This window comes from Candidatus Poriferisodalis sp. (assembly GCF_965205175.1).
Taxonomy (GTDB): Bacteria; Actinomycetota; Acidimicrobiia; order Acidimicrobiales; family Poriferisodalaceae; genus Poriferisodalis.
The window spans coordinates 1984001-2002466 of record NZ_OZ242038.1; the positions used below are offsets into that span (position 1 = coordinate 1984001).

The 18466-nt window shown below is 69.0% G+C and carries 17 protein-coding genes; 10 read left to right on the forward strand and 7 right to left on the reverse strand.

The annotated features are described in order from the left end of the window. Nucleotides 1–227: 227 nt before the first annotated feature. The 7 genes from ACOGI4_RS08635 (at nucleotide 228) to ACOGI4_RS08665 (ending at nucleotide 7382) form a co-directional block, all read left to right on the forward strand. Entirely contained in the window at nucleotides 228–1946 is a 1719-nt protein-coding gene (locus tag ACOGI4_RS08635; protein WP_419841269.1) for an N-acyl-D-amino-acid deacylase family protein, read from the forward strand. Nucleotides 1947–1981: 35 nt separating this feature from the next. Continuing rightward, complete coding sequence (locus ACOGI4_RS08640) at nucleotides 1982–2458, forward strand: peptidylprolyl isomerase (RefSeq protein WP_419841270.1); 477 nt, start codon at nucleotides 1982–1984, stop codon at nucleotides 2456–2458. Between the two features lie 109 nt (nucleotides 2459–2567). After that, nucleotides 2568–3407, forward strand: coding sequence for an enoyl-CoA hydratase (locus ACOGI4_RS08645; protein WP_419841271.1), 840 nt, complete (start codon nucleotides 2568–2570; stop codon nucleotides 3405–3407). Between the two features lie 93 nt (nucleotides 3408–3500). After that, nucleotides 3501–5138: a cation:proton antiporter gene (locus ACOGI4_RS08650; protein ID WP_419841272.1), complete on the forward strand. Its 1638-nt coding sequence runs from the start codon at nucleotides 3501–3503 to the stop codon at nucleotides 5136–5138. After that, complete coding sequence (locus ACOGI4_RS08655; protein ID WP_419841273.1) at nucleotides 5135–5956, forward strand: inositol monophosphatase family protein; 822 nt, start codon at nucleotides 5135–5137, stop codon at nucleotides 5954–5956. Before ACOGI4_RS08650 ends, ACOGI4_RS08655 begins: the two co-directional genes overlap by 4 nt. Beyond that, a complete protein-coding gene (locus ACOGI4_RS08660) occupies nucleotides 5946–7097 on the forward strand; it encodes an AI-2E family transporter (protein ID WP_419841274.1) in 1152 nt (383 codons plus the stop codon). The genes ACOGI4_RS08655 and ACOGI4_RS08660 overlap by 11 nt, the downstream gene beginning before the upstream one ends. Before the next feature lie 9 nt (nucleotides 7098–7106). Then, nucleotides 7107–7382 carry a DUF4031 domain-containing protein gene (locus tag ACOGI4_RS08665; RefSeq protein WP_419841275.1) on the forward strand — a complete coding sequence of 92 codons (276 nt, stop codon included), beginning with the start codon at nucleotides 7107–7109 and terminating at the stop codon, nucleotides 7380–7382. Here the strand turns inward: ACOGI4_RS08665 and ACOGI4_RS08670 are convergent. After that, a complete protein-coding gene (locus ACOGI4_RS08670) occupies nucleotides 7345–8034 on the reverse strand; it encodes an alpha/beta fold hydrolase (protein ID WP_419841276.1) in 690 nt (229 codons plus the stop codon). The two genes, ACOGI4_RS08665 and ACOGI4_RS08670, sit on opposite strands and share 38 nt — an antisense overlap. 111 nt (nucleotides 8035–8145) lie before the next feature. On the opposite strand from ACOGI4_RS08670, the gene ACOGI4_RS08675 reads away from it, so the two are divergent. Then, the gene (locus ACOGI4_RS08675; protein ID WP_419841277.1) at nucleotides 8146–9948 is read left to right on the forward strand and encodes an acyclic terpene utilization AtuA family protein; all 1803 of its coding nucleotides are present in this window, start codon (nucleotides 8146–8148) and stop codon (nucleotides 9946–9948) included. A 41-nt stretch (nucleotides 9949–9989) separates the two neighbouring features. On the opposite strand, the gene ACOGI4_RS08680 is transcribed toward ACOGI4_RS08675, so the two are convergent. Further along, nucleotides 9990–10937: a DNA-3-methyladenine glycosylase family protein gene (locus ACOGI4_RS08680; protein WP_419841278.1), complete on the reverse strand. Its 948-nt coding sequence runs from the start codon at nucleotides 10935–10937 to the stop codon at nucleotides 9990–9992. 22 nt (nucleotides 10938–10959) lie between these two features. Further along, the gene (locus ACOGI4_RS08685) at nucleotides 10960–11805 is read right to left on the reverse strand and encodes a fumarylacetoacetate hydrolase family protein (RefSeq protein ID WP_419841279.1); all 846 of its coding nucleotides are present in this window, start codon (nucleotides 11803–11805) and stop codon (nucleotides 10960–10962) included. Nucleotides 11806–11860: 55 nt separating this feature from the next. Here ACOGI4_RS08685 and ACOGI4_RS08690 point away from each other — a divergent pair, with 55 nt between their 5' ends. After that, nucleotides 11861–12412 carry a GGDEF domain-containing protein gene (locus tag ACOGI4_RS08690; RefSeq protein WP_419841280.1) on the forward strand — a complete coding sequence of 184 codons (552 nt, stop codon included), beginning with the start codon at nucleotides 11861–11863 and terminating at the stop codon, nucleotides 12410–12412. Between the two features lie 51 nt (nucleotides 12413–12463). Here ACOGI4_RS08690 and ACOGI4_RS08695 read toward each other — a convergent pair whose 3' ends face one another. From ACOGI4_RS08695 to ACOGI4_RS08705, 3 genes are all read right to left on the reverse strand, one after another. Next, a complete protein-coding gene (locus tag ACOGI4_RS08695; protein ID WP_419841281.1) occupies nucleotides 12464–14062 on the reverse strand; it encodes a gamma-glutamyltransferase in 1599 nt (532 codons plus the stop codon). A 73-nt stretch (nucleotides 14063–14135) separates the two neighbouring features. Next, nucleotides 14136–15584, reverse strand: coding sequence for an FAD-binding oxidoreductase (locus tag ACOGI4_RS08700; protein WP_419841282.1), 1449 nt, complete (start codon nucleotides 15582–15584; stop codon nucleotides 14136–14138). Further along, nucleotides 15581–16438, reverse strand: coding sequence for a glycerophosphodiester phosphodiesterase (locus ACOGI4_RS08705; RefSeq protein WP_419841283.1), 858 nt, complete (start codon nucleotides 16436–16438; stop codon nucleotides 15581–15583). Before ACOGI4_RS08705 ends, ACOGI4_RS08700 begins: the two co-directional genes overlap by 4 nt. A gap of 33 nt (nucleotides 16439–16471) precedes the next feature. Between ACOGI4_RS08705 and ACOGI4_RS08710 the strand changes: the two genes are divergently transcribed. Then, nucleotides 16472–17302, forward strand: coding sequence for a SirB1 family protein (locus tag ACOGI4_RS08710; protein WP_419841284.1), 831 nt, complete (start codon nucleotides 16472–16474; stop codon nucleotides 17300–17302). Nucleotides 17303–17523: 221 nt separating this feature from the next. Here the strand turns inward: ACOGI4_RS08710 and ACOGI4_RS08715 are convergent, their stop codons facing one another. Next, the gene (locus tag ACOGI4_RS08715) at nucleotides 17524–18141 is read right to left on the reverse strand and encodes a histidine phosphatase family protein (RefSeq protein ID WP_419841285.1); all 618 of its coding nucleotides are present in this window, start codon (nucleotides 18139–18141) and stop codon (nucleotides 17524–17526) included. Between the last annotated feature and the right edge of the window lie 325 nt (nucleotides 18142–18466).

The following is an 18466-nucleotide window of genomic DNA, read 5'->3' on the forward strand; positions in this document are numbered from 1 at the left end:
CGGGCACGGCCAGCGCGCACGGCACGTCCAACACAGCAGGAATCGAGTCGATGCACGGCAGTCGCCCTTCCAGTCGCAGCCCTGCGGGGAGCAGGCATAGCATCGAGAGTACCGAAGACCGCGACGCGGCGGGGTGACACCGGCGGGCACTCGGAGCTTGGCGTAAGCTCGCCTGTTGCAGGCGGCGGCCGAGCACGAGTAGGCGAGCACGAGCAGGGGAGCGCACCATGCCACACGACACGGTCATTCGAGGCGGCTTGGTGGTCGACGGCACCGGTGCCGAAGCCGCGGTCGCTGACGTCGCCATCGACGGCGAGCGGATCACTGCGGTCGGCAGCGTCCCCGAGCCCGGCCGCACCGAGATCGACGCGGCGGGCAGGGTGGTGACGCCCGGCTTCGTGGACATTCACACACACCTCGACGCTCAGCTGGCTTGGGACCCCATCGGCTCCAGTTCGTGCTGGCATGGGGTGACCTCGGTGGTCATGGGCAACTGCGGCGTCACCTTCGCCCCGGTCAAGACCGAGGACATCAGCTACATCGCCGAGGTCATGGAATCGGTGGAGGACATCCCGAAGCAGTCGATCATGCAGGGCCTGCCGTGGGACTGGCGCACCTACGGCGAGTACTTGGAGTTCCTGGACGGGACGCCCAAGGGCCTCAATGTGGGTGGCATGGTCGGCCATGTCGCAGTGCGTTGGCACACGATGGGCCCAGACAGCCTCGAAGAGCGGCCCGCGTCGCAGCCGCAGGTGGCAGCCATGTGCGAGCTGGTGGACGAAGCGATGTCGGCGGGTGCGCTGGGGTTCTCGACCTCGCGCACGCTGCTGCACCGCACACCCGACGGCCGCCCGATCCCCGGCACCTTCGCAGACGACGAGGAGCTGTACGCGTTCGGCGACGTGCTGGGCCGCCATGGCCGCGGCGTGTTCGAGTCCGCGCCCCGCTTCGAGGCCGCCGGACCGGACTTTGCCGGCGGCCGGCACGAGATCGAGGTGCTGGGCGAGATCACCCGCCGCAGCGGCCGGCCGTGCACGTTCGGGCTCGTGTACTCCGCCCGAAAGCCCGAGATGAGCGACCTAGTGCTCGGCTACGTCGCCGAACAGAACGCGGCCGGCGCGAACCTGCGTCCGCAGACCACCTGCCGCGCCATCGGCGTGGTGCTCGGCATAGCGCACCGAACGCCGTGGGATCGTGCGGGGGAGACATGGCGTTCGCTGCGCAGCCTGGATGTGGCCGGCCGCCTCGATGCGATCCGCGACCCGGCCACCCGTGCGGCGCTGGTGGCCGAGGCCAACGCGTCGAGCCGCAACTCCACAGGCATGGCGAACGCGCTGGTGGACCTGAGCCGGCTGTACCTGCTGGACGCGACGAATCCCGACTACCGGGTGGGCCCTGAGGGCACCCTCGAAGCGCAAGCAGCCGCCGCAGGAGTGACTCCGGTGGAGCTGTTCCTGCAGGAGACGGATCGCTCGGACGGGACGGTGATGCTGAGTCTGCCGGTGCTGAACCAGGACTTCGAGGCGATCGAGCGGATGCTGGAGCACCCCTCCATCGTGATGGGCCTCGCCGACGCAGGCGCCCACGTCGGGCAGATCATGGACTCCAGCCAACCCACCTTCTTCCTGAGCCACTGGGTGCGCGACAACGGCTTCTTCTCACTGGCCGAGGGCGTGCGCCGCATCACCTCCGACACCGCGGACCTGTTCGGGCTGGTCGACCGGGGACGCCTGCAGGCGGGCCGTTTCGCCGACGTCAACGTCATCGACCTCGAGCGCTTGGCGCTGTCAGGGCCGCAGTACGTGTACGACTTCCCGGGCGGTGCAGGCCGATACATCCAGCGCGGCGCCGGCTACGAAGCCACGCTGGTGAACGGCGCGGTGTTCATGCGCGACGGCGAGCACACCGGCGCACTTGCCGGAAGGACGCTGCGCTCAACCGACTGAGCGCGACGGCGGTGCCGCGCTAGCTTCTGCGCCTCATGGCTAGCGCACCCCCAATGAACATCAACGTCGATGCCATCTGGCGTGTCACGCTCGACACGCCTAAAGGCAGCATCGTCATGGACCTCGACCCGCAGCTCGCGCCGGCGACGGTCAACAATTTCGTCAACTTGGCGCGAGACGGCTACTACACCGGCTTGACCTTCCATCGCGTCGTGCCGGACTTCGTCATCCAAGGAGGCTGCCCGGACGGCTCGGGCCGCGGCGGCCCGGGCTATCGATTCGCCGACGAGCCCGTGAAGGGCGACTACACGCTGGGCGCGGTGGCCATGGCCAATGCGGGCGCCAACACCAACGGCAGCCAGTTCTTCATCTGCATCGACGACTGCCGCACCAAGCTGCAGCCCGCCTACAACCTGTTCGGCTACGTGACCGAGGGAATGGACGCGGCGCTTGCCATCTCCGTCGGCGACACCATGGACGCGGTGACGGTGCAGGAGTTGGCGCGCCCATAGCCGCCAGTTCTCAGCGTGTTGCGGCTCGCGCGGCTACGGTGACGGCATCGGTGACAGTGCCGACGAAACTGAGGGCCGACGCAAGTCCGATGCAGTCAAGGAGAGCCAGATGAGCGGCGATACCCATGAACAGCCCAGCAGCCACGACGCGGTGCTCTATGAGGTTGACGACGGAGTCGCGATCGTCACGCTGAACCGGCCCGAACGCTTGAACGCGTGGACGGGCGAGCTGGGCACCGGCTACTTCGATGCGCTGGACCGTGCAGCAGCCGACCCGGACGTGCGAGCCATCGTGGTGACCGGCGCGGGCCGAGGATTCTGCGCCGGCGCAGACATGGACAATCTGCAGGGCATCTCGAGCGGCCAAGGCGCCGAAGGCAGAGGTACCGGCGACGGCCCGCGGCTGCGCTCGGAGCGTCACGACTACGCGCTGACCGTCCCCAAGCCGGTCGTCGCGGCGATCAACGGAGCATGCGCAGGTCTGGGCTTCGTACACGCGATGATGTGCGATGTCCGCTTCGCTGCCGAGGGCGCCAAGTTCACCAGTGCATTCGCTCGCCGAGGACTCATTGCCGAGCACGGCGTGGCGTGGATGCTGCCCCGCGTCGTCGGACCCTCGCATGCACTGGACATCCTCATGTCCGGCCGTGTCTTCTTGGCCTCGGAAGCCAAGGAGATGGGTGTCGTCAGCCGAGTCGTTGCCCCCGACGAGCTGCTGGCCGAGGCAGTCAGCTACGCCCGCGACCTCGGGCGGTACAGTGCGCCGTGGTCAATGGCGCAGATCAAGCGACAGGTCTGGGGTCAGCTCGACCAAGCCCGCACCGAGGCGCTTGAGGAGTCGAACGCGCTCATGCGCGAGTCGCTGCGGCGCCCGGATTTCAAGGAAGGCGTCCAGAGCTTCGTCGAGCGGCGCGATCCGAATTTCGAGCCAGTCGTCGCTGACGCCTAGTCAGCCCCCGCCACACAGGCGGTACGTACTGCTCAGCCAGATGTTGTCGGTGCATCGGCGCCGGCACGCCGCAGCTCGCACGGCACGCCGGCCATGAGCAACACGCTGGTGGCCTTCGCTGTCCTGGCTTGGCTGGCGTATCTGGCCAGCCGCCTGCTGGCGCGCCATCATCTGCCCGAGCTGGTGGCGTTCCTCATCGTGGGTGCGCTGCTCGGACCGTCCGGGCCGCCGTTCTTGAGCCTCATCGACGAGCCGTCGCTGGTCGCGCTGCGCCCGGTCACCGAGGTGGCGTTGGCGGTGCTCATGTTCGTGATCGGCGAACGCGTCTCGGTGCGTGCGCTGCGAGCCGCTCGGTGGACGTTGACCACTGGAGTGGTCCAGTTCGCCCTGAGCGGCATCGCCGTTTTCTGGGCCACCAGCAGCTTGGGCGCCGACCGTCCGGTGGCGCTGGTGCTGGGAGCGCTCGCCGGAGCAGGCGCGCCGATGACGATTGCGCACATCGTCAGCTCGGCGCGAGCCCGCGGCAGCTACCCCACCGGCATCGTCGGCACTCATGCCGTGTCGGACGCGCTGGCCACGGTCACGTTCTCCGCAGTGCTGCCCATCGCGCTGCTGCTCTCGGACGAGGCCGCCAACATCGGCAGCGCGGTGGTGAACTTCGTGCAGCTGGGCATCGGCGGCGCGGTGCTGGGGCTGCTCGGAGGCTGGTTCATCTCCCGGCTGGGCTTCCAGATCGAGACCTCGGGTGAGCTGTTGCTGTTCGTGCTGGTACACATCGTGGTCGGGTGGACCATTGCGGGCTGGCTCGACATCTCGCTGCCGCTGGCTGCGCTGGTGGCCGGCGCCACCGCCGCGACGGTGTCGCCGCAGGCGTTCTCGGTACGGCTGTTCCGGACGATCAAGACCATCGAGCAGCCGCTGTATCTGCTGTTCTTCGCATTGGCCGGCGCTGCGATCCACCTCTCCGATGTGCCCAAGGTGGGGCTGGTCGGCGTGGCCTACATCGTGGTGCGCGTCGCGGCCAAGATCGTCGGCGGTCTCGGCGGCGGCTTGGCAGGGGGTCTCGGCTGGCGAATGTCGCTGAGGCTGGGTGTGAACTTGACGCCACAGGCCGGTGTCGCAGTGGGCTTGGCGGTGCTCGCGTCCGAACAACTCGGCGATCCGGGCGCCGAGGCCGCCACCGTGGTGCTCGGCGCGGTCGTGCTGTTCGAGCTGATCGGGCCGCTGCTCGTCGCGCGGGACCTGCGCGAATGGTCGTCGGCAGAGCACGAGAACGGCACCGCCCCCGAGGAGTTCGAGCTGCCCGGCCGTGTGCTCATCGCGGCGCCGGTGCCGGTGGAACTGCCCGAATGGCTGATCGACCAGGCGGCTCGCTGGCGCGCCTCGCTGGTCGTGCTGATGCCGGGGGAGCGAGACGACGCTCACGCCGTCAAGATCGGCGAGCTGTGCGGCAGCCGCGACGTGGACTTCGAGTTCCGTTCGCTGCGCAACGAGAGCTTCACCGGATCAGTGGTGCGCTCGCGCGGCCAGCATCAAGCGGATCTGGTGGTGCTGTTCGCGCCGCGGCCGCCGGCGGGTGCTTCGCGCCTCGCACTGTTGCCGTCGGAACGGATCGCTCGCCAGCTTGCGGTGCCCGTGCTGACGTTCCCGCTGAACCAGCCCGACGCTGAGCCGACCGGCAGGCAGCGGCCCCGTCGGCTGCCGTGGCAGGCCTCGGGGCGCAGCGAGTGAGCGTCGCGCCCGGCGACGCACCGTCGGACGATCCGCCGAGCGCGGACGAGGGGCTGGTGGCTGCAGTGCGCGACATCGCCGCTGCGGCCGGTTCGCTCACGCTTCGATGGTTCGGCCGACGCGACCTCGGCGTCACGTGGAAGCGGGACGGCACGGAGGTCACCGAAGCTGACCGAGCCGCGGAGCGCTTCGTGCGGGAGCGGATCGGCGAGCAGTTCCCCGACGACGCGGTCTTCGGCGAGGAAGAGGGCGGCTCGATACGACCCGATGGCCGCACCTGGATCGTGGATCCCATCGACGGTACCCGAGGCTTCGTGCGAGGCGTCCCGCTGTACGCGACCCTCGTGGCGCTGGTGGATCGCCACGGTCCGCTGGTGGGCGTCATCGACCTGCCGGTGCTCGGCCACACGCTGGCCGCCGGCCGAGGCAGCGGCTGCTGGCTGGACGATCACCGCTGCCGCGTCACCGATCGCAGCGCTTTGCGAGGCGCGCTGGTCAACACTTCGGACTTCGCCACCTTCGGAGCACCCCAGTTCGACGCACTTCGCAGCTGCGGCGCGATGCTGCGTACTTGGGGCGATGCCTACGGCTACTTCCTGGCGGCGACCGGACAGGCCGAGGCCATGATCGACCCGGTGTGCGAAGTCTGGGATCTGGCACCCATGCCGGTGATCATGGCTGAAGCCGGCGGGACCTTCACCGATGTCGCCGGACGGCCCGAATACCGCAACCGCAGCGGCATCGCTACCAACGGGCTGCTGCACGCCGAGATCGTCGAGGCCATGCGCGCACCTCAGGAGAACGGGCGTGTCGGCTGAGGCGCGGCGCGACGTCGAGCGCCATCTGCCGACAAGGGATCGGATGCCGCGCTGGGTGCCGCGTGCCATCGCATTGGCGCTGGCCGGCGTGGTCGGCTTGGCGACCGCGTCGTGGCTGCTCGTGCGGCTGCGCAGCCTCTTGGTGGTGCTGCTGGTGTCGTTGTTCTTGTCGTTCGCCATGGAGCCTGCGGTGAACTGGCTGGCACGCAAGGGATGGCGGCGCGGGCTCGGGACAGCCGCCGTGTTCGGTGCTTTCGTGCTCCTCGCCGCCGGATTCGCTGCGGCCATGGCCTCGGTGCTGGCCGACCAGATTCTGAAGCTGATCGACGCGGCACCGGGCTATCTCGCCGATATCGAGCGCTGGGCAGACGAGCAGTTCGGCATTCAGCTCAGCACCGATGACCTCAGCGCCCAGTTCAGCGCAGGCGGAGGTGCGGCATCGCTGCTCGGCGACGTGGCCGGCAACTTGGTGTCGGTCGGTTCGACGGCGGTGAACCTGGCCGTGCAGCTGCTGACCGTGGCGCTGTTCACGTTCTATCTGGTGGCTGACGGCCCTCGGCTGCGGCGTCTGGTGTGCTCGACGCTGAGCCCGCAGCGACAGGCGGTGGTGCTGCGCGGCTGGGAGCTGGCAATAGACAAGACCGGCGGCTACATCTACTCCCGCACGCTGCTGGCACTCGCCGCGTTCGTGGTGCACTGGGCCGCGTTCAGCATCATCGGTGTGCCGTTTCCGCTTCCGCTGGCGATGTGGGTGGGGGTGCTGTCGCAGTTCGTACCGGTCGTTGGCACCTATCTGGCGGGACTGCTGCCGCTGCTGATTGCGCTGCTCGACGAGCCGGTCTCTGCCATCTGGGTAGTCGCAGAGGTACTCGCGTACCAGCAGCTCGAGAACTATGTGCTGTCGCCGCGCATCACCGCCCGCACCATGAACATTCATCCGGCGGTGGCCTTCGGCTCGGTGTTGGTGGGCGCAGCGCTGCTCGGCGGGGTCGGCGCCCTGCTGGCGGTTCCTGCCGCGGCGACGATTCAGGCTTTCGTCTCCACCTATGTCGCACGCCATGAGCTCATCGAGTCGGAGCTGTTCGAGACGCACTCGCAGGCCGCCGCTGACACCGAAGCCGAGCCGCCGCAGGCCGGCTGAGCGGGGCCGATGACCGTTCTCGTGGACGACGCCGTGTGGTCGTGGCGCGGCCGGCGTTGGGCGCACCTCGTCTCCGATGAGAGCCATGAGGAACTGCATCGGTTCGCGGCGAGCATCGGCAAGCGTCGGGAGGCATTTCAAGGCGATCACTACGACGTCGACGAGACCGAACGGGTCCTGGCGCTGCGAGCAGGCGCGGTAGCGGTGGGCAGTCGCGAGCTGGTGAGGCGGCTGCGGGCGGCTGGGCTCAGAAGACCTCGAGGTGTTCCATCACCGCATCGATGAAGCCGAAGTTCTTCGGTGTGGCGAAGTGATCGCAGCGGCGCAGCTCGGTGAACGAGGCATCGGCCAAGGCGTCGAGCAGCGGGTCTGCGGGCCCCGCGAAGTCCTCGGTCCCCAGCACGACCCGCACCGGATGGGTGATGCGCGCGAACTCGGGCGGGCCCAGCGGTGCGTGTTTGCGGCGCATGAACGCCGCCAGCGCTCGGCCGTCCTGGTCCGGCTCGGAGGCGTAGCGGGCGAAGGTCTGAGCGTGTACGTCGGCAGGAGCGGACTTGCCTGCGACGCCTCGTGCGATGCGCTCGGCCTGTGCTTGGTCGCGCTCGAACAGATTCTGACCGACGCCGGAGACCACCAGCCGGCCGAAGCGCTCAGGCGCCATCGCTGCCATCACCAGCAGCGTGCGCGCGCCCATCGAGAATCCGACGCCGTCCACGACCTGTTCGCCGGCGTGCGAGGCCAGCCGCTCGACCAGCTCGGCCTCCATGTCGGTGTACGCGGCTGGGTCGTGGTGCTTGGGCGCCGAGCCGTGGCCGGGCAGATCCCACGCAATGACCTCGCGGCCGGCGTCTGAGAGCAGGTCCATGATGCCGGTCGGCTGCCACGTGCCGGCTACCGAGCCGGTGAAGCCGTGGAGGAGCAGCACAGGGTTCGCCATGGCCGGAAGTCTGCCAGAACCGCCGGCGGGCAATCGGGCTACCGTTGGCCGGTCTTGGGCCCGCACGAAGCTGCGGCGGACGCACACACCCCAATGCACGAGAGCCGAACCATGAGCACGACGACGAGCACTACGACAACACCGCCGATCCGGATTGCCAACTGCAGCGGGTTCTTCGGAGACCGGCTCGCAGCGGCACGAGAGATGGTCACCGACGGTCCGATCGATGCACTCACCGGCGATTGGCTGGCCGAGCTGACCATGCTGATCCTGTCGCGCATCGCCGCCAAGCGGCCCGGCACGGGCTACGCCCGCACCTTCGTCACGCAGATGGAGCAGGTCATGGGCACGTGCTTGGATCGGGGCATCAAGGTCGTGTCCAACGCCGGCGGCCTGAATCCGTCGGGATGCGCCGACGCGGTGGCGCAGGTGGCCGACCGGCTCGGCCTGCAGCCGTCCATCGCTTATGTGGACGGCGACGACCTCACCGACCGCCTCGGGGACTTGATCGCAGCCGGCAACGACTTCGCTCACCTCGACACCGGCCGGCCCTTGGGCGCGTTGGCCGAGCGAATCGTGACGGCCAACGCGTACATCGGCTGCTGGGGGATCGTCGAAGCACTCAACCAGGGCGCCGACATCGTCGTCACCGGCCGCGCCACCGACGCCGCGGTCGTGGCGGGTCCCGCCGCGTGGCATCACGGGTGGACCCGGGACAGCTGGGATGCGCTGGCGGGGGCCATCGTGGCAGGGCATGTGATCGAGTGCGGCGGGCAGGCAACCGGCGGCAACTACAGCTTCTTCACCGAGATCGCCGACATGACCTATCCGGGCTTCCCGTGGGCGGAAGTGGCCGCCGACGGAACCAGCGTGATCGGCAAGCACGACGGCACTGGCGGCGAGGTCTCCGTCGGCACGGTCACCTCGCAGCTGCTCTATGAGATCGGCAGCGAGCGTTATCTCAACCCCGACGTGGTGAGTCGCTTCGACACGATCCAGCTGGAACAGGTCGGGCGGGACCGGGTGCGCATCAGCGGCACGCAAGGCGAGCCGGCGCCGCCGACGCTCAAGGTGGCCATGAACTACCAAGGCGGCTACCGCAACCAGATCTCCATCGGGCTGACGGGACTGGACATCGAGGCGAAAGCAGAACTCGTCGAGCGCCAGTTCTGGCATGCGTGCCCGTACCGGCCAGAGGACTACGAGACGGTGGTGCGCACGCTGCTGCGGACCCACAAGACCGACCCTGGCAGCAACGAGGAAGCGGTCGCTGTCTACAAGATCACCGTGAAGGACCCTGACGAGCACAAGGTCGGCCGGGCGTTTTCCAACGCAGGCACCGAGATCGGGCTGTGCTCGATACCCGGCCTGTTCGGCACCGGCGCAGGCCCGGGCCCGGGCCAGCCGTTCGGCGTCTACTGGCCCGCACTGGTCGACGCGGCCTTGGTGCCCATGCAGGTGTCGGTGGACGGCCGCCGAACCGTCGTCGACAGTGCATCATCGGACGTCGCGGCAGCCCGCTCACGATTCGAGCCTGTCAGCGTGACCCCGCCTGAGCGCCTGGTGCCGCCGAGCGGCCCGACTCGGGCCGTGCCGCTGGGCACGCTGTACGGCACTCGTTCCGGCGACAAAGGGCCGAACGCCAACCTGGGAATTTTTGCCCGCTCGGCTGCGGCCTTCTGGTGGCTGTCGGACTTCCTGACCGTCGAGCGGCTCGCAGCGCTGATGCCCGAAGCGGCCGACCGCCGGGTCGACCGCTACGACCTGCCCAACATCTGGAGTCTCAACTTCGTGTTGCACGGCCTGCTGGAGGAAGGTGTCGCCGCCTCCACCCGGCAGGACCCGCAAGCCAAGGCGCTGGGGGAGTACTTGCGCGCCAAGGTGGTCGACCTTCCCGTCGTGCTGTTGGACTGAGATCGACCACAGCGTCCCACGACAGGGCAGCAGGGCGCGGCTCAGCGGCCCTGCAGGTCTTGGAGCGACAGACGCGGACCGTGGCGCGGCGGCGGCCCGGCCGACTTGGCGAGTGACTGCACTCGGGCGCGCTGGCCGCGGTAGGGCTCGAGCAGCTCGAGCATGCGGGCGTCGTCGCCGCGCCGTTCGCCGGCGAAGTGCCAGCTGACGTAGCTGGGGATCTGGTAGTCGCCGACGATGACCGCGTCCGGGTCGCCGTGGCACAGCAATGTCACGATCGATGCGGTCCACGGTCCGATGCCTCGCACGCCCTGCAGGCGTTCGCGAGCCGTCTCGGCAGCGCAGCGGGCCAAGCGCTCCAGCGTCGAGGCTCGGCGGGCGCATTCGATGATCGCCTCGGCTCGACGACGCTCGACGTCGAACCGATGGAACTCGTGGTAGGCGAGCGAGGCCACGAGGTCGGCGCTCGGGGGCAGCCGCAGCCATTCGGGTGCCGGCCCTGGCGGCGTCCTTCCCCACCTGCGCAAGATGCCCTGCCACGAGCGCTTGGCATTGAGTCCGGGCACCTTCTGGCCGCAGACGGTGGGGATGACGTGTTCCCAGATCGTGCCAGTGGCCGTCAGCCTGCGCGCCGGCCAGCGGTGCATCCATTCGGCGACTACCGCGTCGTGGGGCACGAGTGCGGCGGGGTCGTCATGGCTGCCGAGCAGCGCGGGCACTCCCGACATCGCGGCCTGCGCGCCCTGTCCCCACGCGCAGACCTCCGCAACGTGCCCAGCGCGTGTGATGCGCAGCGTGGCTTCGCCCGCCGGCGTGTCCCAAGTACGCCAGATGTCGGGGCCGTCGTAGCACACGGGGCCCAAGGCGCCCTTGCCGCCGGCGCGTCCGAGCGATCTGTCGGTGTCCAGCGCGTAGTCGAACTCGAACCGCTGCCTGACATCGGGCGAGCGGGTCTGCGTCGCCGCTGCTGTGCCCGCAAACTGCCGCATCGCCGCTTTCGGTCCGGCGGCCTCAGACAGGTTCCGCGGTGACCGGGTTGGTGAGCGTGCCGATGCCCTCGACGGTGACCGACACCACGTCGCCCGGGCTCAGGAATGCCGGCGGCTTGGAGAATGCACCGACGCCTTCGGGGGTGCCGGTCGCGATCACGGTGCCAGCTTCGAGCGTGAAGGCGGTCGACAGGTGCTCGACGATCTCGTAGCAGTTGAAGATGAGATCGTCGGTGTTGGCGTCTTGGCGGACTGCGCCGTTCACCTCGGTGACCAGTCGGCAGGCGTGCGGATCGAGCGAGTCGCCGGTGACCAGCCAAGGTCCGCACGGGCCGTGGGTGTCCCACGACTTGCCCATCATCATCGTCGGGCTGGCGCGCTGCCAGTCCCGCACGCTGACGTCGTTCATGATGGTGTAGCCCGCGATGTGCGCGAGCGCTTTCGATGCTGACACGGCTCGGGCAGACCGCCCGATGACAATGGCGAGTTCGCCCTCGTAGTCGACCATGTCCGGTGCGGCGGCCGGAATGTGGATGGGGTGGTGCGGTCCGACGATGCAGTGATGGTGCTTGTTGAAGATGATGGGCACCGTCGGCGGTTCGCGGCCGCCTTCGGCTGCATGAGCCCGATAGTTGAGCCCGACAGCGAGAATGGTCGGCGGGCGACCGACCGGGGACAGCAGCCGAGCCTCGTCGAGCGGCATCGCAGGCCCTCGCTCCATCGCGTCGACTGCCGCTGCCAAGTCGCCGCCGCACGCTTCGAGCAGTGACGGCAGGTCGGTGTGGTCGCACTCCAAGCTGACCACGGCGTCGTCGGTCACCACAGCCAGCGCCGGCCGCCCGTCTCGGAGGTGTCTCGCGATGCGCACGAATTCGACACTAGCTGCCAGCTCGCGTGCAGGCGAGGCGATTTGGCATTGTGCGATGCGAGCGACAGTGGCACTCTGGCACCCCGTGGCTCGCCATGGCGCAGGGGATTCGACTCCTGGCGCGTTCGACTCCGTGCTGGACCCGGTCACCGGGCTTCCCGACGTGCGCGTGTTCGCTGTGCTGCTCGACCGCAAGCTGGCCATGGCCCGTCGGTCACTCCAGCCGCTGTCGGTGGTGTTCTTCGAAGTCGATGCCTTCGACAAGCTCAGCGCGACACAGGCCCGCGTCGCTCAGCGGCTCGCGACACGCCTCGTGTGCGGCACGCTGCGCGAGTCCGACAGTGTCTGCCACTGCGCCGACGGGATACTGGCGGCGATCCTCGACGACACCTCCCACAGCGGTGCGGTGTGGGCTGCAGGCCGCGTGCGCCGCGAGGCTGCCGCGCGCACCTACCACATGGGTCTCACGCTCTCGATGGGGGTGGCCAGCTATCCCACACACGCCCTGGAGGCAGCCGACCTGCGCGACCGCGCCTACGCGGCCCTGTTCGCTGCGCGGTCGCTGGGGCCTGCCCGACTGGAGGTTGCCGAGACGTTGCCGCGCTGAGGACGTCTCGGCGGCCCGGGTGTTCGGCGGCTGCTCGGCACAAGGCAGCGCTCAGAAGCCGGCCGCCGATCCTGTGAGCGCCCGAGGGTCGGCTGCTCCGGCGAGCAGGCCGTCGTACACGTCGATGAGCTGCGCGTGTCCGTAGGAGTCGTGGTACGCGGGCTCGGTGACGACTCGGTGGCCACGTCCGGCGAGATCGGCGACAGCATCGGTGCCTGCCCACGCCGCGTGGCCTTCGATGCAGAGCTGCAGCTGAGCTGGATGCGCCCACGTGTCGAAGCCGGTGCCCTGCGCCGCGCCCCAGCGCCAGCGGCCTGCGCCGATGGCCCCGGCCGGCGACTCGCCGGCGCGCAACAGTCTGGCCAGCACCTGCAACAGCACCTGCGGCTGGGCGTCGCCGCCCATCGTGCCCACCACCGAGCGAAGCGAACCGTCGCGGCGTTGAACGATCGCAGGAGCAAGCGTGTGCGGCGGGCGCCGTCCGGGGCGGTACTCAGCGGGGTGGCCCTCGATCAGACTGAAGCCGATGCCACGATTGTGCAGGCTGATCCGGTGTGTCGGGGTCCACAGTCCCGCGCCCCAGCCTCCCGCATTGGACTGGATCAGCGACACGCCCATGCGATCTGCGTCCACCGCCGCCAAATACATGGTGTCGCCGGTCCCGCATCCGGCGCCCAGCGGCGCTGCGGTGTCCGGCGACACTGCGTCACGCCGGGGCGCCAGCCGTTCCGGGGCGAGCAGCGCCTCACCGTCTGCATGCTCGAAGAGGACGGCGGGCCGGTCCCAGCCTGCCTGCTTGGCGGCTTCGGCCGGCAGGTGTGCGAACAGCGGATCGGAGGGGTCCACCGGCAGCTCCAGCTCCGAGGCGATCCACGCGCCCGCCAAGGTGAGGTAGCCCTGCGAGTTCGGCGGCACCGTCCACAGCGTGTGCTCCCAGGCCTGCGTGCTCAGCGGCGTCACCCAATCCGCCTGGCTGCGGGCGAGGTCCGCTGCGGTGTACTCGCCACGCCCCAGCTCACCGAGATCGCGGCCGAAGTCGCCCTCGTAGAAGGCCTCGCGTCCGCCCTCGACGATGTCTCGCAGGGCAGCGGCCACGCCCGGTCTGGTGACGAGGTCCCCCGGCCGGCTCGCGGCTTCGTAGTCGTGGGTGTTCGCAACGCCGTCGAGCAATGCGGCTGTGGCAGCACCGTGCGGCGACAGCGGAAAGCCGCCTTCTGCGAGTTCCACAGCGGGTGTGAGCACCTGAGCCAAGGGCGCTGTGCCGAAGCGTTCGTGCAGGCTCACCCATCCGTCGACGCATCCCGGCACCGGCACGCTGCGGATGTCTCCGCGGAAGCGCATCCGTGTGCGGCCTTCGGCGCGCAGCGCGTCGGGATCTGCGCCGCTGCCTGCCCGACCGCTGGCGTTGAGCGCTGCGGGTGCTGTGCGGTCTGCGTGGTGGACGAGCGCCCACAAGTCGCCGCCCATGCCGCACATGTGCTGGGTCGTCACCGCGAGCACTGCGGAGGCCGCTACCGCTGCATCGGCTGCTGAGCCGCCGGCGCGCAGCAGCGAGACGCCCGCGTCGCTCGCGAGATGGTCGACGCTGCACACCATGCCGCTGCGGGCGTAGCGGGTTGCGAAGGGGACCAGCGGTCGGGATCGGCTCATCCCACGAACGGTAGACCCGGCGACCGTGCTCGTCGGCCTTGAGGGCGTGTGGCCTTCAGCCCGAAGTACACCCTCAGGGGAGCAGGACGTTGGGGTTGAGCAGGCCCGCGGGGTCGAGCGCCCGTTTGATGGCAGCGAAGGCGGCCAGCTCGGCTTCGCTGCGATTGAGATGCAGCTGAGCCAGCTTGGCGGTGCCGATGCCGTGTTCGGCAGAGATGCTGCCGCCGAGATCGGCCACGTAGCGCAGCACTGCATCGTCCACGCCGGCCGCCGGTTCTGCACCGTCGGGACCGAGCACGTTCACATGGACGTTGCCGTCGCCGAGGTGGCCGAACAGCAGCGGCAACGCGTGCGGATCAGCCGCTCGCACCACTGCCGTCACGCCGTCGGTGAACTCGGCCAGGCGGGCTGCAGGGAGCGTCACGTCCAGCTTGTGCGGAATGCCTGCTGCCGAGATCGCCTCCGTGACGTGTTCGCGGAATGCCCACAGTCGTTGCCGCGCCCCGGGGTCGAGCGCCACGGCTGCATCGGTGACCAGATCGCCCAGATCAGCAACCGCTGTGGCGAGCTCGTCGCTGGGGTCGGCACGCGCCGCGGCCTCGACGACCAGCCAGGCTGCGCCGCCGTCGGCGCCGGGCGTGCGAGGCGTGAGCGCGTTCAGACCGCCGTCAGATGCGCTGCCCGTCGACACGGTGCCGACAGGTGGGTTGACGCCCAAGTGCTGCGAAACGAGCGTCATCGCATCGCAGAACACGGCCTCCAGCGCACGCAGGGAGGCGACTGTTCGCCGCAGCGCCGCCGCTGCCACAACGGCATCGGCTGCCGTGTCGAATGCCAGCAAAGCAGTCGCGCGCTCGGACAGCACTGGATGCAGTCGCAGACGCACGCGTGTGATGATGCCCAGCGTGCCCTCGCTTCCGGCCAGCAGGCCTTCCAAGTCGTAGCCGGTGTTGTCCTTCTCCAGTCCAGCCATGTGGCTCACGACCGAGCCGTCCGCCAGCACTGCTTCGATCCCGGCGACTTGTGCCCGCATCGAGCCGTAGCGCACGACGTTGATGCCGCCGGCGTTGGTGGCCACCATGCCGCCGATTGTGGCGGAGTCGCGTGCAGCAAGGTCCACGCCGACGCTGAGGCCGGCGCCGGCGGCGTGCGCCTGAGCCTCGGCCAGCGTGACCCCAGCACCCAGTGTCACCTGCGATGCCAGTTCGTCCACCGGCTCACAGGAGCGCAGTCGCCGCGTCGACAGCACTGCTTCGCCGGCCAGCGGCACACTGCCGCCCACGAGTCCGGTGTTGCCGCCTTGGGGAACGACGGGAATGCGGGCGGCTGCCAGCACACCGAGAACGGCCGCCGTCTCCGCGGTGTCGCCCGGTCGAATCACCAATGGCGTGGAACCGGCGAAACGACGTGTCCAGTCCAGCGTGTAGCCGGCGGTGACCTCGGGATCGCTCAGCACATGCGCCGGACCCACGACGCCGGCGAGCTCTTCGATGACCGCCGGTTCGACCGCCGAGGCGGTCATGTGTCGGGCTCGCCGCGTGGGCGCTGGATGCCGCGGCGAGCCAAGACCTCGAGCAGGATTGCGGGCTCGTCGGTCATCACGCCGTCCACACCGAGGCTGACCAAGCGGTCCATTTCGGCCGGATCGTCGATGGTCCACACATGCACCGCGATGCCGAGGCGATGCGCGCAGTCCACGAAGCGGCGGGTGGCGAGCGGCATCGGGCCTTGTCGCAAGGGGATTGACGCGACGCGTCCTCGGAAGGGCCGGCGACGGTCGGTTCGGCGCCGACGCGGCATCGTCTGTGACGCGGGTTGCGCCCCGAGCTGCGGGCGGGTGCGCTGGGGTTGTCGGCGTTGGGGGACGAGGCTCAGCATTCGCAGCCGGGCGATCTCGCGAGGGCTGCAGCTGAGACACACCGCATCCCCGAACGCTTCGTGGACACGCTGCAGGCGAGCCTCGGAGAACGAGCCGATGCACACCCGGTCGAGCACGCCTGGCCGACGCAGCGCTGCGATGAGCGGTGCCACAGCCGCGTCGGACTTCGGGTCGATGCTGATGCGTACCTCGCCGAATGCGTCAAGCAGCTCTTCGAGGCGGGGGATCGGCTCGCCTCCCACCCGTGCTGCGGAGATCTCGCTCCAGGTCATCTCGCAGATGCGCCCGTGGCGGTCTGCGATCCGGTCCAGCGAGTCGTCGTGGAACACGGCGAGGACGCCGTCGGAAGTGGCTTGCACGTCGGTCTCGAGGTGGTCGTAACCCAGCGCGACGGCACCCTCGAATGCGGCCATGGTGTTCTGCGGCCACAGCGCAGCACCGCCGCGGTGGGCAATCGGCACCGGCGCGGACCCGCCCAGGTACGGATGCGGCGACATCACAGCCTCAGTATCGCCGGTACTGTCGTTGCTGTGTCCGATGCCGATGCGGGAGCGCAGCAGCCCTCTGAGGCCGACCTGTCGCCTGCTGATGCGTTCGCCATGTGGGCTGCTTGCGAGCCGGTGCCGCTGGACCGGGCGGCGTTGGCCATGGCCACGCACTGTCGAGCAGATTGTCGAGCAGAGCCAGTCGATGTGGCCTCCACGCTGGCCGAGCTGGACCGCCTCGGCGCAGCGGTGCGCGAGCCCACGCCCGAGGCTGTGGTGGAGCTGCTCTTCGGGGCGGAGGGTTTCGGGCCGAACCGAGCCCGCTACGCCGACCCGGCGAACAGCTACTTGGACCTCGTCGTCGCTCGCCGGCTCGGCATCCCCATCTCGCTCGCCGTGGTCACCATTGAAGTGGCTCGCCGCGCCGGCGTCGAGCTGCACGGGGTCGGCATGCCGGGCCACTTCCTGGTCGGCACACCCGACCCGCAGGTGCTCATCGACGCATTCGACGGCCGCTTCATCGACCGAACCGGCGCAATCGCCATCTTCAATCGCACCGGGCAGCGTCATGCGTTTCACGAGGTGTTCTTCAAGCCCGCGTCGCCGCAGTCGATTCTGGTGCGAATGCTCAACAACCTGCGCACCGTGCATCTGCGCCAACCCGGAGCACCGTCGCAGCTGACCGTGCTGGAGCTGCTGACGCGGCTGGACATCTGCCCGCCCGACGAGCACCTGTATCGGGCACAGCTGCTGGCGGCAGTGGGCCGTCCAGACGAAGGCGCCCGGGCGCTGGAAGCAGCCGCAGACCGATTCGAAGACAAGCACAGCGAGCGGTTTCGGCAAGTTGCGATGCGCTTGTGGGCGCAGTTGAACTAGCACGGCATCACACCGCCGTGCGCTACATGGCCAGGCACGACATCGCCAGTGACCGCACCTGCGCGTGACGCGCCAGCGCCACGCATCAGCACAGTCTCAAGCGAACTTGCAGCCACCGCTGCCCGTGTACGGAGACTGTGCTGCGAGCAAGCGGATCGTGCCGGCTGCGGGCGACAGCGTTGTGAGCGCCGGTGCCCAGCCGGCCGCAGCGAACGTGCCGGCTACAGACCGATGGCGAGATCGGGCCGGCTGCGCAGGTGGGTGCGTTCGTTGACCGAGAGCACGCTTCGATGGCCTTGGCTGGAAGCGAACACCCGCGTGACGGACGTGTAGTCCACATCGAAGCGCAGGAACGCGTCAGTCTCGAAGCCCAGGCAGCGGGCCAAGTAGGCGTTGATGACGCCGCCATGGCAGGCGACGGCCACACGCTGGCTGCGATGGTCTGCCACGATGCTGTCAACAGTTCGCCAGACGGCGGAGACGAACTGTGCTGTGCGCTCTGCATCGCTGAACGAGCCGGTCGCCAGCTCGTTCCAGCGCTCGCGGTCGGTGGCCTTCAGCACTTCCATGGGGACGTAGGAGGACGAGTCGCGGTCGAACTCGCTCAGGCCGTCGCGCACGATTGCCTCGAGTCCGGTCGCCGCACCGATGGCGGCGGCCGTCTGCGATGCTCGCCGCATCGGGCTGGCGTACAAGGCGTCGATGTTCATTTCGGCCAGCCATTCACCGACTGCCGCCGCCTGCTGGCGGCCAATGTCGGACAACGGCGGATCGGCCGGCTGCCCGTCGTGACGCACGATTCGCTCGGGCTGGCCGTGGCGGACGAAGACAAGTTCCATGGCCGACGACCCTAGATGTCGACTGGCTCGACACCGACGGTCGCTTCATGCAGCGCATCTTGCAGCAATACAACTTTCACTATATTTCATACAATATCAAGCCAAACGCCAGTTCAGTGAATCTGCGTTGGAGTCGCCGCTTGCGTGGACCTGGGCCCGCTTCGCAGCTGACGGCAGACAACCAGTCGACGACATGGTCAAGTTGCGAAGCGGGCAATCGGTCGCTACTCTGCCCACCGCTGCCAACAGGAGGACGACTGAGCGGTGAGCTGGGGTGCAGTCGAAGGTGGAGACACGCTGGGGTCGGCCGCCAAGCTGCGGTTGA

Bases quoted from the DNA above. Each gene is read 5' to 3' on its own strand.
- ACOGI4_RS08635 (WP_419841269.1), top strand. From the start codon at position 228: ATGCCACACGACACGGTCATTCGAGGCGGCTTGGTGGTCGACGGCACC.
- ACOGI4_RS08640 (WP_419841270.1), top strand. From the start codon at position 1,982: ATGGCTAGCGCACCCCCAATGAACATCAACGTCGATGCCATCTGGCGT.
- ACOGI4_RS08645 (WP_419841271.1), top strand. From the start codon at position 2,568: ATGAGCGGCGATACCCATGAACAGCCCAGCAGCCACGACGCGGTGCTC.
- ACOGI4_RS08650 (WP_419841272.1), top strand. From the start codon at position 3,501: ATGAGCAACACGCTGGTGGCCTTCGCTGTCCTGGCTTGGCTGGCGTAT.
- ACOGI4_RS08665 (WP_419841275.1), top strand. From the start codon at position 7,107: ATGACCGTTCTCGTGGACGACGCCGTGTGGTCGTGGCGCGGCCGGCGT.
- ACOGI4_RS08670 (WP_419841276.1), bottom strand. From the start codon at position 8,034: ATGGCGAACCCTGTGCTGCTCCTCCACGGCTTCACCGGCTCGGTAGCC.
- ACOGI4_RS08675 (WP_419841277.1), top strand. From the start codon at position 8,146: ATGAGCACGACGACGAGCACTACGACAACACCGCCGATCCGGATTGCC.
- ACOGI4_RS08680 (WP_419841278.1), bottom strand. From the start codon at position 10,937: ATGCGGCAGTTTGCGGGCACAGCAGCGGCGACGCAGACCCGCTCGCCC.
- ACOGI4_RS08690 (WP_419841280.1), top strand. From the start codon at position 11,861: ATGCGAGCGACAGTGGCACTCTGGCACCCCGTGGCTCGCCATGGCGCA.
- ACOGI4_RS08695 (WP_419841281.1), bottom strand. From the start codon at position 14,062: ATGAGCCGATCCCGACCGCTGGTCCCCTTCGCAACCCGCTACGCCCGC.
- ACOGI4_RS08700 (WP_419841282.1), bottom strand. From the start codon at position 15,584: ATGACCGCCTCGGCGGTCGAACCGGCGGTCATCGAAGAGCTCGCCGGC.
- ACOGI4_RS08705 (WP_419841283.1), bottom strand. From the start codon at position 16,438: ATGTCGCCGCATCCGTACCTGGGCGGGTCCGCGCCGGTGCCGATTGCC.
- ACOGI4_RS08715 (WP_419841285.1), bottom strand. From the start codon at position 18,141: ATGGAACTTGTCTTCGTCCGCCACGGCCAGCCCGAGCGAATCGTGCGT.